The organism is Catalinimonas locisalis (assembly GCF_038039535.1).
Classification (GTDB): domain Bacteria; phylum Bacteroidota; class Bacteroidia; order Cytophagales; family Cyclobacteriaceae; genus Catalinimonas.
On sequence record NZ_JBBPHP010000035.1, the window covers coordinates 1 to 15,605 of the forward strand.

The window sequence follows — 15,605 nt, forward strand, 5'->3', positions numbered from 1 at the left end:
CTATTAAAACTGCCTTTGCCTATTTGAATGATATAAAGCAAGGATTAGGTATCAGCTTAGTTGCGTAACTTCAGTGACTAACTAACTATTGCCTCAACGCAACTTACTATTACGAGCAAAAGAGGCTCATTTTAAGAAAATTAGAAATGAGTTAAGATAAGCTTCAGGTCAACAAATAATGAGAAATAGATAGCATTAGTAAATTTGAATTAATACTCAAAAAATAAAAATGGCAACTTAAATCTTTATTTTCACTCTCAATCGTTGTACTGGCTCATAGTACGGTTAATTCCTATTGTACAAAAAGATAAAATCATTTCTCCAGCCCTGTCCATCAGAAGGGGCAACTTCTCAATCTCTTCCACTGGAAAATTGCCTAATACGTAATCTACTTGTTTCCCTTTGGCAAAATCATTTCCAACCCCAAATCTTAAACGAGGATATTGAGAACTACCTACTACTGATTCAATGTCTTTTAACCCATTATGACCTGCACTTGAACCTTTAGCGCGCATTCTCAACTTACCAAATGGCAAAGCTATATCGTCCGTTACTATCAAACAGTTATCTACGGAAATTTTTAGCTGCTGTAACCAGTAGTTCAAAGCCTTTCCACTTCTGTTCATATAAGTATTTGGCTTCAAAAGATAAATGCTTCTGCCTTTAGTTTTGAAAGAAGCAGTGTCTCCTAATTTACTTTGTGTAAATTCAATTTCTTGCTTTTCAGCAAGTCTGTCTAATGTCAGAAACCCTATATTGTGTCTGTTCAATTCATATTCTGGTCCAGGGTTTCCTAAGCCAACAATCAAAAATTTCATAATAAATATTAAAAAGAAAAATCCTGTTCAAATTAATTGATGAACAGGATTCATTCTTGAAACAATTCAATAAGATTTATTCTTCAGAAGTTTGGGTTTCTTCTTCTTCTACCCCTACTCCTTCCTCTTCTACCCCTTCTTCTTCAGCGTCTTCAGTTCTTCCTCTTAACGCACGAGGTACCTCAATTACAGCAATTGAAACGGCAGGGTTATCCAAAATTTCAAAGTCTTCGGCTTTAACGTCTTTTACTTTGATAGACTTTCCAAAATCAAGCCCTGAAACATCTACATTGATATGCTCCGGCATATTTTTAGGTAAAGCCTTCAGTCTGAGAGACCTTCTTTTGAACATAAGCGTACCACCTTTGCCTACACCAGGAGCATTACCAATAAGGTGTAAAGGAATTTCCATTTTCACTGGCTTTTTCTCCTGTAGTTCCAGAAAATCAGCATGTAAAATCACCTCATTAACTGGGTGAAACTGAATGTCCTGTAAAATACATCTTTTATGTTCTCCTTCAATATTGAGATCAACCATGTGAGCTTCAGGAGTGTATACCAAAGGACGAAACAGAATCATTGGTGCATAAAAATGAATTTGCTCTCCACTTCCATACACTACACAAGGAACATTTCCCTCGGCACGAAGTCGCTTTGCCTCTTTTTTCCCGAGATTTGCTCTTTTATACCCTATAATCTCTACAGTTTTCATAATAAATTTATTGTTAATAGATAGTTAAAATCTTGCTTTACTTATAAAAAGCGGACTGATAGATTCGTGTTTATGTATCTTAGTTAAAGCACCTGCGAAAAGTTCAGCTACAGTTAACACTTTTATTTTAGAACATTCTCTTTTAAGTGGAATGGTATCAGTTACTACCAATTCATCCAACTGAGAATTCTCAATGTTTTCGTAGGCATTTCCTGACAAAACCGCATGGGTGCTTATTGCTCTCACTGAACGGGCTCCATTTTCTTTTATAATAGCAGCGGCCTTACAAAGAGTACCGGCTGTATCTACCAAATCATCCACCAAAACCACATCTCTATCTTCTACATCGCCTATTACTTGCATACTTTCTACCTGATTTGACCTTTTACGTTGTTTATCGCAAACAACCATATCAGTTTGAAAGTATTGAGCAAAATTTCTAGTTCTTTTCACTCCTCCTACATCAGGCGAAGCAAAAACCAGGTTTTCAGTAGGCAACTGGCTAAGATAAGGGACGAATATTATGCTGCCACTAAAATGGTCCACCGGAAAATCAAAAAAACCTTGAATTTGACCAGCATGAAGATCACAAGTCATCAAACGGTCAGCCCCAGCAGCCGATAACAGATTAGCTATCAGTTTGGCACCAATAGCTACTCTTGGCTTATCTTTTCTATCCTGTCTAGCATATCCGAAGTAAGGTACCACTGCAGTCACATATTTTGCACTGGCTCTTCTGGCAGCATCAATCAACAAGAGTAGTTCCATTAAATTATCTGAAGGAGCAAACGTTGATTGAACCAAAAACACATCACAGCCTCTTACAGACTCAGTAAAATGGGGAGAAATTTCACCGTCGCTAAACTTTTCTATGTTTACCTCACCTAATGGCTTACCATAGAGATGTGCAATTTTTTCTGCTAGGTAACGGGTTGCTTCACCGGAAAATATTTTGACTGTAGCCATATAAGTGAAGTTCAGCGGATTTGCTAAAAACTAATCCCAGTTTACTTAAGTCAGTAAACCGGGATTTTAAAGTTGTCCGGCAAGGACTCGAACCCTGAATAACAGGACCAAAACCTGCTGTGTTACCATTACACCACCGGACATCGTTTTTTGGAGGTACAAAAGTAGTTACTTTTAAATTACTCGCAAACTATGATGAAAAAAAATTTAAAAAAAGTATTACTTCTGAGCTTTTAGATCATACAAATCAAAACAATCTTCGAGTAGCTTATTTATCATGAATAAAAAGCTTCAATTTGTGTTAGTATCAATCAAATTACTATTAATCCAATGGCCATAGTACATATGGCATACATCTTGTCTTAATCTTGTTTTGGTACAATTATTTTGTCTAACTATTAAGACTTTATCGTATGAATAACTGTTTCTTAAAGTTATGAATTATATTTTTCCGTCTCCGTTATATAAATATAAGCATAAAAAATATTAAAATATTTTGTGTTTAATAATGATTAGTAATATATTTACGACATATATTACATATGTTCAATATTTTTATTGAATAATACAAAATGACAGCCTTTGAATTTATAAAAAAAAGTCATTACTCAAAATCATTAATTTTACTGCTGTTAGTAGCAGATATTTTAGTGTTGATATTGTCTTTCCGGCTTTCATATTACTTTTACTATGATCTAACATTTATTAGTAAAAGTTCTTCAGAAAGTCTATTGGTTATTTATTTACTGTCTTGGGTAATTGCTTCTTTATTTGGTAATATCTATCATATTGATAACCTAAAAAAGATTGATAGAATTGCAATAGTCAATTTTCTTGGCCTATCATTCAGTGCTTTGATTTCTGGAGTTTACGTAATATGGTTATATCCAAATTTATTTACAACTGAGTTCATTATCTCAATTTATGGTCTTTCTTATATATTATTGTTTACTCTAAGAATATTAGAATTAAAAGGATATAAGTTTATTAGGTCTCTGAAAAACACACGAAAAAATATTGTAGTAGTAGGTTATACTTTTTCAGGGAAAAGGCTATATGATTACTTTAAAGATAGTGCATCCTATGATTACAACTTTTTAGGCTTTTTTGATGACAATGAAGTACAGGATGAAGAACTTATCTTAGGAAAACTTAAGGATGTTCAAAATTTTTGTGTCAGAGAAAATGTGGATGAAATTTATTATGCACTTCCAAATCATGCCGCTCTTGTTGACAGACTAGCTAAATTCGCTGACGATAATTATATGTATTTTGGTCTGGTCCAAGACATTGGAGGACTCTCTAGCAAAAAAATTGATACTCACTTATACGATGACGGCAGAATTCCAATAGTCACTCCACGTCGCGACCCCCTTCGTTTTTTTTTCAATCAACAAGTGAAAAGAGTATTTGACATATTTTTCTCCTCATTTGTCATATTCTTCATTTTTCCTTTTATCGTTCCCATAGTGGCATTGTGTATCAAATTAGACTCTAAAGGCCCTATTTTCTTTAAGCAACTTAGATCCGGAAAAAATGGTAAGCCTTTTTGGTGCTATAAGTTTAGAACAATGACAGTGAATAGCGAGGCCGATAGTAAACAAGCTACTAAGAATGATGCTAGAGTTACCAAAATTGGTAAAATACTCCGTAAGACCAGTTTGGATGAAATTCCACAGTTTTACAATGTATTAATCGGAGATATGTCGGTTGTTGGGCCCAGACCTCATATGTTAAAGCATACTGAAGAATACTCGGCGATCATTAACAATTTTAACGTTCGCCACTTTATCAATTCAGGAATAACTGGCTATGCTCAGGTAAATGGATATAGAGGAGAAACTAAAAACAATGCTCAAATGGAAAAGAGGGTAATGTATGATAATTGGTATTTAGAGAACTGGAGCCTCACCCTAGACATAAAGATTATTATCAAAACAGTTGTTAATGCCTTTAAAGGAGAAAAAAACGCATATTAAGTTTCAATTCAGTTTAATAACAAATTAATGATGAAAATAAGTGTATTTGGTCTTGGATATGTTGGTGCGGTCTCTTGCGCATGCTTTGCTAAATTAGGTCATCAGGTTATTGGGGTTGACGTAAGCGAGTTAAAAATAAAGCTTATTAATAGTGGCAAGTCACCTATCGTAGAGAAAGATTTAGATGAATATATAGAAGAGGGAATTAATAATGGAAACATCACTGCTACTAATCAGGTAGAAAAAGCTGTTCATAATTCAGATATATCCATTGTTTGTGTAGGAACTCCTAGCCAAATTAATGGAAATATTGATCTGACTTATATCTACCGGGTGTGCAGTGAAATTGGTGAAGCTATCAAAACAAAAGATGGCTTTCATACTGTAGTGATCAGAAGTACTGTAGTACCTGGCACCATTAAACAATGCACCCAGATAATTGAAGATGTTTCAGGCAAAAAACATGAAGTTGATTTTGGAGTTGCTTCAAATCCAGAGTTTTTGAGAGAGAGTACAGCCATAGAAGATTTCTGGCATCCACCTTATTCGGTCATAGGTACTCTAAGTAAACAAAGCGAAAAGCTTTTGATAGATTTGTACAATGATATTGATGCCCCCATATATACGCTTAAGCCTGAAGAATCAGAAATGATTAAATACGCAAATAATAACTTTCATGCAGTGAAAGTTACTTTTGCAAATGAAATAGGTAACATATGTAAAGAACTAGGTGTGGATGGACAGAAAGTAATGGAGGTAGTAGCTAGTGACAACAAACTTAACCTTTCTCCATACTACATGAAGCCCGGTTTTGCATTCGGAGGATCATGCCTGCCTAAGGATGTGCGAGGACTAAATTATCGTGCCAAAACACTTGACCTCAAAACTCCACTCTTGAGCAGTCTGATGAACAGCAATAACTATCAGGTTGAAAGAGGCTTACAAATGGTTTATAAGACCGGTAAGAGGAAAATAGGATTTTTAGGATTTGCCTTTAAGGCGGGAACAGATGACTTAAGGGAAAGTCCGGTAGTTGAAATCATTGAAACACTTTTGGGTAAAGGATATGAGCTTTCATTATATGATAGCAATATTCTTCTCTCTCGTTTGATGGGAAAAAATAAAGACTATCTCACCGGTCATATCCCTCACATCAATAGGGTACTCAAAGATTCAGTGGAAGATGTTATTAATGAATCTGACGTGATTGTGTTTGGAAATAAATCTGAAGAATTTAAGCAGGCACTTCAATCAATTTCAGAAGATAAAATAATTATTGACCTGGTTAGAGTTGATAAAACCAGAATTACAAAAGATAACTATGTCGGAATTTGCTGGTAAACATATATTGATCATTATTGAGAATCTTCCTGCACCTTTTGACAGAAGGGTTTGGCAGGAAGCATGTACACTTAAAGAAAAAGGGGCAGATGTGAGTATAATTTGCCCAAAAATGAAAGGGTATACAGAAAGTTATGAAAGGATCAATGATATTGATATCTACAGACATCCTCTACCGCTTGAAGGTAGTGGTGCGCTAGGCTATTTATTTGAATACAGCACCGCAATATTTTGGGAGCTAATCTTAAGCTTTAAGATTTTCTTTAAGAAGCGTTTTCATGTCATTCATGGCTGCAATCCTCCTGATTTGATTTTTTTAACAGCACTTCCTTTTAAGCTTTTCGGTGTAAAATATGTATTTGATCATCATGATATAAATCCTGAACTTTATATAGCAAAATTTGGGAAGAAAGATTTCTTCTATCGTTGTATGATTTGGTTGGAACGTCTTACCTTCAAGACTGCTGATTTTAGCATTGCCACAAATGAATCTTATAAGCAGATCGCTATTGAAAGAGGAAAAATGCCAAAAGATAAGGTTCAAGTAGTAAGGAGTGGACCGAGTTTGGAAAGGATTAAACTCACTCCCGGTAACCAAAAATACAAAAAAGGCAGGCCCTACCTTGTTGGTTATGTTGGAGTAATTGGAGTACAGGAAGGACTTGATTTATTGCTACAAGCAGTAAATCAATTGATTACCAAAAGACAAGATGTGCAATTTGCAATTGTAGGAGGTGGTACTTCTTTGGAAGATATCAAGAAAATGGCTTCGGAAATGGGCTTAGAGGATTATGTAGACTTTTATGGCAGAGTGAGTGATGAAAAATTATTGGATGTACTTAATACTTGCGATGTCTGTGTCAACCCTGACAAACCCACTGTCATGAATAATCTCTCCACTATGAATAAGATTATGGAATATATGGCTTTGAAAAAGCCTATCGTTCAGTTTGATCTTAAAGAAGGCAAAGCTTCTGCTCAGAAAGCATCATTATACGCCAAAAATAATGACACTCAAGACTTTGCGGAAAAAATCATGTGGCTGCTGGATCATGAGCAAGAAAGTGGTGAAATGGCTGAATATGGATATAGCAGAGTACTAAGCAAGCTTTCTTGGGAGCATGAAAGTATCAAGTTGTCGGAATTTTATGCAAGAGTATTGAATGTTGAAATCCCAAAACCATCTAAAGTGCTTAATTGATCCTTCAAAAAAATTATTTCTTTAGGCAATAATTTTAACTTGATTAAACAAATAGCCCGTATTTTATTTTTAAATACGGGTATTCTTTTATTCTATAAACTTATTTTTTTATGCTTAACCGAAGTACTTTTTCTTTCCTTCTTATTATTGTTCTGGTACTCAGTTGCCAAAAAGTGCCACTCACGGGTCGGCAGCAATTTACGCCCCTTCCTGAAAGTCAGATTTTGAGTTTAAGTTTTCAAAACTATAACCAAGTCTTACAAAGCAGCCAACTTTCTAATGATCAACAAGATGTCCAGATGATCAAAAGGGTTGGAAAAAAACTCGCAAGCTCTGTTGAAAACTATTTCAGAGAGAATAACTTAAACGATAGAATTGATGATTTTGAATGGGAATTTAATCTCATAAAAGATGATGACATGGTTAATGCCTGGTGTATGCCTGGCGGTAAAGTAGCCTTCTATACTGGAATTTTACCTGTATGTGAAAATGAACAAGGCGTGGCTACCGTGATGTCACATGAAATAGCTCATGCCATTGCCAAACATGGTAATGAAAGGATGGCACAACAGTTAGCTGTTCAGTTAGGTGGGATGGCTTTAAGTGTTGCATTAAGTGAAGAGCCTGAAACTACCCAGCAATTAGCTTTTGCTGCATTTGGACTAGGGGCACAATACGGCGTATTATTGCCTTACAGCAGAAAACACGAATCTGAGGCAGATGAATTAGGCATTTACTTTATGTCTATGGCTGGCTATGATACCAATGCTGCTATAGATTTTTGGCAAAGAATGGCTCAGCAGGGAGGTGAAAGACCACCAGAATTCATGTCAACTCACCCTTCTCCTGAAAACAGAGTTGCCCACATCAGGAGGGTGATTCCTAAAGCACAGAAATTTAAAGGAGAATATTAAAATTAATTTGCTCCTTCAAGCTTGTATTTACCTGTAACATACAGTTTGTAATCTTCACAAGACATTTTTCCTGTCTCTTTACAATAGGGACAGGCTTTATACACTGATGTGCCCAAGGAACCCCGTTCTATGGTTACTCCATCTCCTGAACAAACAGGACAAACGACAAAAGGAGTCTGCTGACAGTTAATAAATTCCTTTTTAGGAGACTGTTTGTTAGTCTGAGTCTTTGAAGCTGTATTTTGAAGGGTTTGCTGTTCTTCCTCGGCTAGCTTCAGGTATTCTACTGCCGCATCAAAAAAACGGCCTGAAGTGCCCTTCAGCTCAATATATTTATTTAGCCAATCAATACTTTGGCTCATTTTGTCCAGATGGTAAGAGTTTTTGCCAAAATAAAAGCAAAGATCAGCAGGAACAACTTCCACATTCAATAGCACCTCTCTGAACAGTTCTTCTGCCTTTTCAAAATTACCCTGATTCATAAACTCTACTCCCTCATCCATCTTCATCATTTGCTGGCTTTGGTTGAGGTCCAACACTTGTTGTGCTATGGCTTGAAAATGAACAGATAGTAACAGAGCCGATATATATATAAACTTTGACACGTAATTTATATTTAGCTGCTAAAGTTAAGAATTAATCATTATTCTCTTAGGAATAACTCTTTCAATCCTAAAAAATGATAATAGTATCATATTTCTTTTCATCTATTTGCATAAATAATACTTTTGTGAATGAACAAGCAAGAATTGGAAGAGGGAAAACTTCTAAATTTACAATTTGATAAAAGAGACGGACTTTTACCTGTAATTGTTCAGGACTCAGAATCAAAAGAGATTCTGATGCTCGGCTATACGAACAAGGAGGCATTTGACAAAACTATCTCCTCAGGAAAAGCCACCTTTTGGAGTACTTCAAGAAAGCAGTTATGGACAAAAGGAGAAACTTCAGGAGACTTTTTAAAAGTAAACAAGACCTTTGTAGACTGTGATCAGGACGCATTAATCTACCAAGTATCTATGCAAGGTTCTGGGACGTGTCATACCAAAAAAGCAGATGGAAATGCGCGGAAAAGTTGTTTCTATCGGAAATATAACCCAACTAAAAACCTTCTTGATATTATAGATCCTTAATTAAAAAAGGAATGATCAGAGGGACATCAAATCTTATATTTCAGAAGTGATTCGTAAACTATATTTAAAAATTACGTTTACCTGAATAACCATCTGGTAAACTGATATTTATTATAATTCTGATTACAATAAAAACTCATTTGATTAATCATAAATATGGACCAAAAAGGGCGTGAAAAATACCCTGTTTACGTTACAAACAGCTATACACGGAAAAAAGAGAAATTTGAACCTCTACACCCATCTCATATAGGAATGTATGTCTGCGGTCCTACAGTTTATGGAGACCCACATCTTGGACATGCCCGTTCGGCTATCACATTTGATATCGTAGCACGATATTTCCGTTTTCTGGGATACAAAGTCAGGTATGTAAGAAACATTACTGATGTAGGTCACCTTGAAGATGAAGTTTCAGAAGAAGGTGAGGACAAGATTAGCAAGAAAGCACGCTTAGAAAAGTTGGAGCCTATGGAAGTGGTACAATTGTACACTAATCGCTACCATGATGCTATTGCTAAACTGAATGTGGTACCTCCCAGTATTGAGCCTTCAGCCAGTGGCCATATACCTGAGCAGATCAAAATTATTGAAGAGATTATCAAAAATGGGTATGGCTATGAAGTAAACGGTTCTATATATTTTGACCTTGAAAAATATGCAAAGAATCAGCCTTATGGCAAGCTATCTGGTAAAGTGCTGGATGATCTTAAAGCAGGAAGTAGAGAAACGCAGGGTTTAGGAGAAAAAAGAAGCCCACATGACTTTGCTCTATGGAAGAAAGCAAATCCTGAACACATCATGCGTTGGGATTCTCCCTGGGGTGAAGGTTTTCCGGGATGGCATATTGAATGTACCACCATGTGCACTAAGTATCTCGGGGATGAATTTGACATACATGGTGGAGGCCTGGATTTACAGTTTCCTCATCATGAAGCAGAACTTGCTCAAAGCTTTGGAGCCACTCATAAAAATCCTGTTCGCTACTGGATGCATAACAATCTGGTAAGCATAGACAACCAGAAAATGAGCAAGTCTTTGGGTAATTTTATTACTATTGAAGAACTTTTCAGTGGTGATCATTCCAAACTTGAGCAAGCTTATAGCCCTATGACTGTAAGGTTTTTCATCCTTCAGGCTCATTACCGAAGTCCGGTTGACTTTTCTAATCAGGCATTACAAGCTGCAGAAAAAGGCCTGCAAAGGCTCATGAATGCGTCTGAGCATCTTAATAAACTTGAGCATCAGAAAGGAGAAATCGATAGTGAGTTGGAAGAAGAAATTAAAGATTTCAGTTTTTCCTGCTACGAGCATATGAGTGATGATTTTAATACGGCCAAAACTATTGCCTCTTTGTTTGAACTCAGCAGCAAGATCAACGCATTCTATCATAAACAGCTGGATCTGAGCACAATATCTTCAGAAACCTTTACCCTACTCAAGGATACTTTCACTGGTTTTGTGGAAGATGTATTGGGCTTAATCTTTGAAAAAAACGATCAGAGTGATCGGGTAGATGCTCTGGTAAAACTATTTATTGATCTGCGGAGGGATGCAAAACATCAAAAAGACTATGCTACAGCTGATAAGATTCGTCAGCAGTTAGCCGACATAGGGGTACAATTAAAAGATGAGAAGAACGGAAGCACATCATATTCATTAATTTAACTTCTTTAGTTTTTCCTAATAGCTCTTCCATTAAATATTACATCCTAAAACCTTAGAGCAATTTTTAGAGTAAATATGATACGTTTGCTTTAGATTTTGAAAAAAAGAAAATGATATTATCTGGAAGAGAAATAGAGAAACTGATTGATAAAGAGATATTTATTAATCCGTTTTCAGTAGATCAACTTAATCCCAATAGCTATAATCTTCGTTTACACAATCAATTACTAGTTTATGAAGATGAAGTAATAGACATGAAGAAGGATAATGAGGTAAAGAAGCTCGTTATTCCGGAAGAAGGCCTGGTTTTACAACCTAATCGCTTGTATCTGGGCAGAACCATTGAAACTATTAAAGCCGAATATCACGTTCCTAAGCTGGAAGGACGTTCGTCCATTGGGCGTTTAGGCATTATGGTACATCTAACTGCTGGTTTGGGCAATATTGGTTCGGATGGTCACTGGACACTAGAACTTGCCTGCATACAACCGGTCAGGATTTATCCTGGAGTGGCTATTTGTCAGATTTACTTTGAAGACATCAAGGGTGAATATGACATTTACAAAAGCAAGAAATACCATCATGATGATATACAGCCTAGTCTGATTTATCAGGAATTGCAGTAATGCTTGTAACTATTTTACAGAGATTTGCTTTAACTTTAATACGCTTTTACCAACTAGCTATCTCTCCCATTCTGGGTAGCCATTGCCGACATACGCCAAGTTGTTCTCAGTATACAATTGTTGCTATCAAGGAATGGGGAGTATTGAAGGGTATACTACTCGGAGCCAAACGTATTGCCAGATGTCACCCATGGGGTACCTCAGGTTTTGACCCTGTACCCAAGAATAATGAACCTAACAAAAAAGATCTGGTTAACCCTTTAGACAACAAGCATTGAGTCGGCCAGATATATTGATTGACTAGCACTTATGATCCAAAAAGTAAACCTGAGTTTATTTTAGTATTCATATGAAAGAGGAAGAAAAATATATGAGGCAAGTTTTTGAACTTGCTAAGAAAGGTGAGGGTAAAGTAAGTCCTAACCCTATGGTGGGCTGTGTAATTGTGAATAATCACAAGGTAATAGGGAAAGGTTGGCATCAGGAATATGGAAAAGCCCATGCAGAAAGGAATGCTATAGATAATGTTACTGATAAAAAATTATTGACAGATAGTACAGTTTATGTAAATTTGGAGCCTTGTTCGCACTTTGGAAACACTCCTCCTTGCTGTGATTTGTTAGTTTCCTACAAGGTTAAAAAAGTAGTAATTGCTAATGTGGATCCCAATCCGTTGGTAAATGGAAGAGGCATCAAAAGGATGCAAGATGCTGGAATAGAAGTTATTACAGGAGTGCTTGATCAGGAAGGCAAAAAACTTAATGCATCTTTCTTTGAGAAAATGCAACGTAAAAAACATATTCAAACTGTTGACTAATTTATTGCTCAGATGTTGCTACATAACAGGATTGATAAAAGAGTTTTAAAAAAACAAATGGAAGAGAGTAATGAGAAAAGAGTTACTCTTTCTTTTTATAATTACGCTAACATTGCAGCGCCTGATGTTCTTCGTGATAAACTCTATGCAGAGTGGTCAGAAATTGGAGTACTGGGCAGAGTTTATCTGGCTAAAGAGGGAATAAACGCTCAGATTAATGTTCCAGAAAATAACTTTGAAGACTTTAAGACACACATCAAAAGCCTTGATTTTCTACAGGGAGTTAGATTGAACATTGCTGTAGAAAAAGAGGGTAAATCTTTTTATAAGTTAAAAATAAAAGTACGCTCTAAAATCGTTGCTGATGGTCTTGAAGAAACTCAATTTGATGTAACTGATAAAGGTAAGCATGTAAATGCTGAAGAGTTTAACCGCCTTACTGACGATCCGAAAACGATCGTAGTAGATATGCGCAATCACTACGAAAGTGAGGTAGGACATTTTGAAAATGCTATCCTACCTGACGTTGATACTTTTCGGGATGCGTTGCCTATCGTAAAAGAAACGCTTCAACCCTACCGCGATCATAATATTATTATGTATTGTACAGGAGGTATTCGCTGCGAAAAGGCTAGTGCATATTTCAAACATCTGGGATTCAAAAATGTACATCAGCTAGAAGGTGGAATTATCAAATATGCTCATGAAGTAGAGTCCAAAGGACTTAAAAATAAGTTTATTGGCAAAAATTTCGTTTTTGATGAAAGATTAGGTGAAAGAATATCAGAAGATATCATCAGCCACTGTCACCAGTGTGGAAAACCTTGTGACAATCATACCAATTGTAAAAATGATGCCTGTCATCTGTTATTCATTCAATGTGATGAATGTGCTAGCAAGTTAGAAGGTTGCTGTTCTGATGAATGTAAAACATTCATCCATTTGCCTGAAAATGAGCAAAAAAATCTGAGAAAAAAGTTTCAGCAAAAACGCAATATCTTCAGAAAAGGAAGGGCTGATCATCTAAAAGAACATTGGCTGAAAGGTGCTAAACTTGTAGATAACCAAGCTCACAGTTAATTGTGAGCTTTTTTTTATCTGTAAAAGTTTGTTGAAATCTAAGTATGCACCTTTTCTCTCCTTCCTTTTTATATTAATTCATTAGCACTTCTTTTCAATTCACTCATATTCCATCATGTGTAACTTTTGATTATGGTTTGAAGGTGTGAAACTTCACTCTGCTGCTAATTTTGATAGTATACTTTATATCAGAAAAGCGCCAAAGTAGAGAAAGCACAAACCACTTATAATTCAAGTTATACATGCCCAAAATAAAATATTATTACGATCCTAATACCTGCAAGTACGAGAAAGTAAAAGTGACTAAAAAGGAATGGATTATTGATGGGATCATGAATATCTCCATTGTTCTCTTTGCTGCTATTGGTGTTGCTTTAATTTATATGAATTTTTATGACTCTCCTAAGGAAGTAAGCTTAAGAAAAGAGAACGAAAAGCTTCACTTTTACTACAATATTTTGCAAAAACAAATGGACGAAGCATCGTCTATGTTAGCGTTGCTTCAGGACAGAGATGATGGAATCTACCGTACGATTTATGAGCAGGATCCAATTCCTGAATCAGTTAGAAACGCAGGTATCGGGGGAGCGGAAAGATATAATAAACTCTTACAAGCTAATTTGAGTAAAGAAGATCTCATTCTGTCAACAGTCAAAGACATTGACCAGATCAAGAGAAAAATGTACATACAAACAAAATCGTACGACGAATTACTGACTTTAGCTAAGAACCAGCACTTGATGCTGGCTTCAATCCCAGCAATCGCCCCTATTTCTACCAATGACTCCTATCTTTCTTCTGGTTTTGGACTTCGTTATCACCCTATTTATAAAATAAGAAAACTGCACACAGGACTTGATTTTGCTGCACGTATTGGGACTGCTATATATGCTACTGGTGGTGGTACCGTTTCCAAAGTATCATCCAGTTATTATGGATACGGAAAACAGGTAGAAATTGATCATGGCTTCGGCTTTAAGACCAAATACGCTCATATGTCTGAGTTTAATGTTAAGGTAGGGCAAAAGGTAAAAAGAGGAGAATGTATCGGCTATTCAGGTAATTCAGGTACATCTTCAGGGCCTCACCTTCACTATGAGGTGCATAAAAACAGGAAAAAAGTGAATCCTATTCACTACATCTACCGAGACATCTCTGAAGAAGAGTATGAGATGTTAGTTAAATTGGCATCTATTGAAAACCAATCCATGTAAAAGATATAGCCTTTGTTTTTTGACTACAAAAAATAATGATGAACATAAAGCAATAGCATTTTCATTTAAGTAAATGCTATTGCTCGTCAACTAATCTTATTTTTTGCTACTATTACTCCACAGTATAATTCCTATTACCAGAACAACGACGCTAATAATAAGCGGTACATAGTTTGCCTGACTTACTACTACATCTGCCCCAAAAATACTGAAGCTATCAGAATCATCTGCTACTTGCATACCAGTAATGGCAGTAGCAGCAATACCTATTAAAGTGAGAACAATTCCCAATCCTTTTTTCATAAAAAATGATTAACATTTATAAAAAATTAAGACAATTATCACCAGACTGTCAAACTTCGTTGATTTCAGTCACACGATAATTGTCTTAAAGTAAAAAATTTCTAAGCACTATAGAAAATAGAATTGATATTATTGCATCAAGCATTGGTTTTATGCTTGCCTTTGCTTCTTCTTCCTTTGTTGAGATAAATTACTGCAACCACTAATGCTACTAAAGATACTGCAAATATGATGAGCACTGTGATTGAAGAGCCAGTAAAAATATTATGCGAAACTACTCCATCACCATCCTGGGTATAAGCTTCGTCTGTAGCATCATCAGGTAATACATCGGTCTCAGTACTCATTGATTCATCCGTCTCCGCACTACCACTGGCTCCTACTCCTGTTGCTGCAGTTTCAGAAACTGACTCTTCCTTGATGTAAGCCAGAATACTCATGATATCATCGTCTGATAGAAATTCAAAAGCAGGCATAATTTGCTCATTATACTGGCTAAAAAGCTGCTGAGCATATTCTTCTTCGGGGTCGGCAATGACCTCTTGAGAGTTTTTTATAAATCTTAAGAGCCAGTCAGTGGGCCTTGTGCCATGTACACTTGCCAATGCAGGACCAATGAGTTGTTTTTCAATCATATGACATGCACTACAGTGCTGCCTGAACAGGTCTCTACCATGAGCAATGGCTTGGGGGTCATCAGGAATACTTACTTCCGCTCCCTCACCCTGTACATATTGAACATTTTCTCTAGCATCTTCCTGTGCCTGGGTTTGAATTGGAGATAAGAGGAAGAAACTCATTAAGCATGCAATTGTACCTAAAAAATTTGTACA

17 protein-coding genes and 1 tRNA gene are annotated in these 15,605 nt (G+C 36.1%); 11 read left to right on the plus strand and 7 right to left on the minus strand.

Annotated features, from left to right (window positions below; translation table 11 throughout):
* Nucleotides 1–257 precede the first annotated feature (257 nt).
* The 4 genes from pth to WJR50_RS26345 all read right to left on the minus strand — a co-directional run bounded on the left by pth (nucleotide 258) and on the right by WJR50_RS26345 (nucleotide 2,639).
* Entirely contained in the window at nucleotides 258–818 is a 561-nt protein-coding gene (gene pth, locus WJR50_RS26330) for an aminoacyl-tRNA hydrolase (protein ID WP_341296300.1), read from the minus strand.
* Between the two features lie 76 nt (nucleotides 819–894).
* The gene (locus WJR50_RS26335; protein WP_341296301.1) at nucleotides 895–1,530 is read right to left on the minus strand and encodes a 50S ribosomal protein L25/general stress protein Ctc; all 636 of its coding nucleotides are present in this window, start codon (nucleotides 1,528–1,530) and stop codon (nucleotides 895–897) included.
* Between the two features lie 24 nt (nucleotides 1,531–1,554).
* Nucleotides 1,555–2,496 (minus strand): ribose-phosphate pyrophosphokinase, encoded by a 942-nt coding sequence (locus WJR50_RS26340; RefSeq protein WP_341296302.1) that lies wholly within the window; start codon nucleotides 2,494–2,496, stop codon nucleotides 1,555–1,557.
* A gap of 72 nt (nucleotides 2,497–2,568) precedes the next feature.
* Nucleotides 2,569–2,639, minus strand: a tRNA-Gln gene (locus WJR50_RS26345).
* 429 nt (nucleotides 2,640–3,068) lie between these two features.
* Between WJR50_RS26345 and WJR50_RS26350 the strand changes: the two genes are divergently transcribed.
* The 4 genes from WJR50_RS26350 to WJR50_RS26365 all read left to right on the plus strand — a co-directional run bounded on the left by WJR50_RS26350 (nucleotide 3,069) and on the right by WJR50_RS26365 (nucleotide 7,931).
* A complete protein-coding gene (locus WJR50_RS26350; RefSeq protein ID WP_341296303.1) occupies nucleotides 3,069–4,475 on the plus strand; it encodes an undecaprenyl-phosphate glucose phosphotransferase in 1,407 nt (468 codons plus the stop codon).
* Nucleotides 4,476–4,502: 27 nt separating this feature from the next.
* Nucleotides 4,503–5,816 (plus strand): UDP-glucose dehydrogenase family protein, encoded by a 1,314-nt coding sequence (locus WJR50_RS26355; RefSeq protein WP_341296304.1) that lies wholly within the window; start codon nucleotides 4,503–4,505, stop codon nucleotides 5,814–5,816.
* Complete coding sequence (locus WJR50_RS26360) at nucleotides 5,797–7,017, plus strand: glycosyltransferase family 4 protein (protein ID WP_341296305.1); 1,221 nt, start codon at nucleotides 5,797–5,799, stop codon at nucleotides 7,015–7,017. Before WJR50_RS26355 ends, WJR50_RS26360 begins: the two co-directional genes overlap by 20 nt.
* A gap of 110 nt (nucleotides 7,018–7,127) precedes the next feature.
* Nucleotides 7,128–7,931, plus strand: coding sequence for a M48 family metallopeptidase (locus WJR50_RS26365; protein WP_341296306.1), 804 nt, complete (start codon nucleotides 7,128–7,130; stop codon nucleotides 7,929–7,931).
* A 2-nt stretch (nucleotides 7,932–7,933) separates the two neighbouring features.
* Here WJR50_RS26365 and WJR50_RS26370 read toward each other — a convergent pair whose 3' ends face one another.
* Nucleotides 7,934–8,536 (minus strand): tetratricopeptide repeat protein, encoded by a 603-nt coding sequence (locus WJR50_RS26370; RefSeq protein WP_341296307.1) that lies wholly within the window; start codon nucleotides 8,534–8,536, stop codon nucleotides 7,934–7,936.
* 129 nt (nucleotides 8,537–8,665) lie between these two features.
* Here WJR50_RS26370 and hisI point away from each other — a divergent pair, with 129 nt between their 5' ends.
* The 7 genes from hisI to WJR50_RS26405 all read left to right on the plus strand — a co-directional run bounded on the left by hisI (nucleotide 8,666) and on the right by WJR50_RS26405 (nucleotide 14,469).
* A complete protein-coding gene (hisI, locus tag WJR50_RS26375; protein WP_341296308.1) occupies nucleotides 8,666–9,064 on the plus strand; it encodes a phosphoribosyl-AMP cyclohydrolase in 399 nt (132 codons plus the stop codon).
* A 156-nt stretch (nucleotides 9,065–9,220) separates the two neighbouring features.
* Complete coding sequence (gene cysS, locus WJR50_RS26380) at nucleotides 9,221–10,732, plus strand: cysteine--tRNA ligase (protein WP_341296309.1); 1,512 nt, start codon at nucleotides 9,221–9,223, stop codon at nucleotides 10,730–10,732.
* 110 nt (nucleotides 10,733–10,842) lie between these two features.
* A complete protein-coding gene (gene dcd / locus WJR50_RS26385; protein WP_341296310.1) occupies nucleotides 10,843–11,358 on the plus strand; it encodes a dCTP deaminase in 516 nt (171 codons plus the stop codon).
* The gene (yidD, locus tag WJR50_RS26390) at nucleotides 11,358–11,636 is read left to right on the plus strand and encodes a membrane protein insertion efficiency factor YidD (RefSeq protein ID WP_341296311.1); all 279 of its coding nucleotides are present in this window, start codon (nucleotides 11,358–11,360) and stop codon (nucleotides 11,634–11,636) included. Before dcd ends, yidD begins: the two co-directional genes overlap by 1 nt.
* A 71-nt stretch (nucleotides 11,637–11,707) precedes the next feature.
* Entirely contained in the window at nucleotides 11,708–12,175 is a 468-nt protein-coding gene (gene ribD / locus WJR50_RS26395) for a bifunctional diaminohydroxyphosphoribosylaminopyrimidine deaminase/5-amino-6-(5-phosphoribosylamino)uracil reductase RibD (RefSeq protein ID WP_341296312.1), read from the plus strand.
* Nucleotides 12,176–12,232: 57 nt separating this feature from the next.
* Complete coding sequence (trhO, locus tag WJR50_RS26400; protein ID WP_445223492.1) at nucleotides 12,233–13,255, plus strand: oxygen-dependent tRNA uridine(34) hydroxylase TrhO; 1,023 nt, start codon at nucleotides 12,233–12,235, stop codon at nucleotides 13,253–13,255.
* A gap of 242 nt (nucleotides 13,256–13,497) precedes the next feature.
* A complete protein-coding gene (locus tag WJR50_RS26405) occupies nucleotides 13,498–14,469 on the plus strand; it encodes a M23 family metallopeptidase (RefSeq protein ID WP_341296314.1) in 972 nt (323 codons plus the stop codon).
* 96 nt (nucleotides 14,470–14,565) lie between these two features.
* Here WJR50_RS26405 and WJR50_RS26410 read toward each other — a convergent pair whose 3' ends face one another.
* The gene (locus WJR50_RS26410; protein WP_341296315.1) at nucleotides 14,566–14,772 is read right to left on the minus strand and encodes a hypothetical protein; all 207 of its coding nucleotides are present in this window, start codon (nucleotides 14,770–14,772) and stop codon (nucleotides 14,566–14,568) included.
* Between the two features lie 137 nt (nucleotides 14,773–14,909).
* Nucleotides 14,910–15,572, minus strand: coding sequence for a c-type cytochrome (locus WJR50_RS26415; RefSeq protein WP_341296316.1), 663 nt, complete (start codon nucleotides 15,570–15,572; stop codon nucleotides 14,910–14,912).
* Nucleotides 15,573–15,605 lie beyond the last annotated feature (33 nt).

Bases quoted from the DNA above. Each gene is read 5' to 3' on its own strand.
- WJR50_RS26340 (WP_341296302.1), bottom strand. From the start codon at position 2,496: ATGGCTACAGTCAAAATATTTTCCGGTGAAGCAACCCGTTACCTAGCA.
- trhO (WP_445223492.1), top strand. From the start codon at position 12,233: ATGGAAGAGAGTAATGAGAAAAGAGTTACTCTTTCTTTTTATAATTAC.
- WJR50_RS26410 (WP_341296315.1), bottom strand. From the start codon at position 14,772: ATGAAAAAAGGATTGGGAATTGTTCTCACTTTAATAGGTATTGCTGCT.
- hisI (WP_341296308.1), top strand. From the start codon at position 8,666: ATGAACAAGCAAGAATTGGAAGAGGGAAAACTTCTAAATTTACAATTT.
- WJR50_RS26365 (WP_341296306.1), top strand. From the start codon at position 7,128: ATGCTTAACCGAAGTACTTTTTCTTTCCTTCTTATTATTGTTCTGGTA.
- WJR50_RS26335 (WP_341296301.1), bottom strand. From the start codon at position 1,530: ATGAAAACTGTAGAGATTATAGGGTATAAAAGAGCAAATCTCGGGAAA.
- cysS (WP_341296309.1), top strand. From the start codon at position 9,221: ATGGACCAAAAAGGGCGTGAAAAATACCCTGTTTACGTTACAAACAGC.
- WJR50_RS26360 (WP_341296305.1), top strand. From the start codon at position 5,797: ATGTCGGAATTTGCTGGTAAACATATATTGATCATTATTGAGAATCTT.
- pth (WP_341296300.1), bottom strand. From the start codon at position 818: ATGAAATTTTTGATTGTTGGCTTAGGAAACCCTGGACCAGAATATGAA.
- dcd (WP_341296310.1), top strand. From the start codon at position 10,843: ATGATATTATCTGGAAGAGAAATAGAGAAACTGATTGATAAAGAGATA.
- WJR50_RS26355 (WP_341296304.1), top strand. From the start codon at position 4,503: ATGATGAAAATAAGTGTATTTGGTCTTGGATATGTTGGTGCGGTCTCT.
- ribD (WP_341296312.1), top strand. From the start codon at position 11,708: ATGAAAGAGGAAGAAAAATATATGAGGCAAGTTTTTGAACTTGCTAAG.
- WJR50_RS26415 (WP_341296316.1), bottom strand. From the start codon at position 15,572: ATGAGTTTCTTCCTCTTATCTCCAATTCAAACCCAGGCACAGGAAGAT.
- WJR50_RS26350 (WP_341296303.1), top strand. From the start codon at position 3,069: ATGACAGCCTTTGAATTTATAAAAAAAAGTCATTACTCAAAATCATTA.
- WJR50_RS26405 (WP_341296314.1), top strand. From the start codon at position 13,498: ATGCCCAAAATAAAATATTATTACGATCCTAATACCTGCAAGTACGAG.
- yidD (WP_341296311.1), top strand. From the start codon at position 11,358: ATGCTTGTAACTATTTTACAGAGATTTGCTTTAACTTTAATACGCTTT.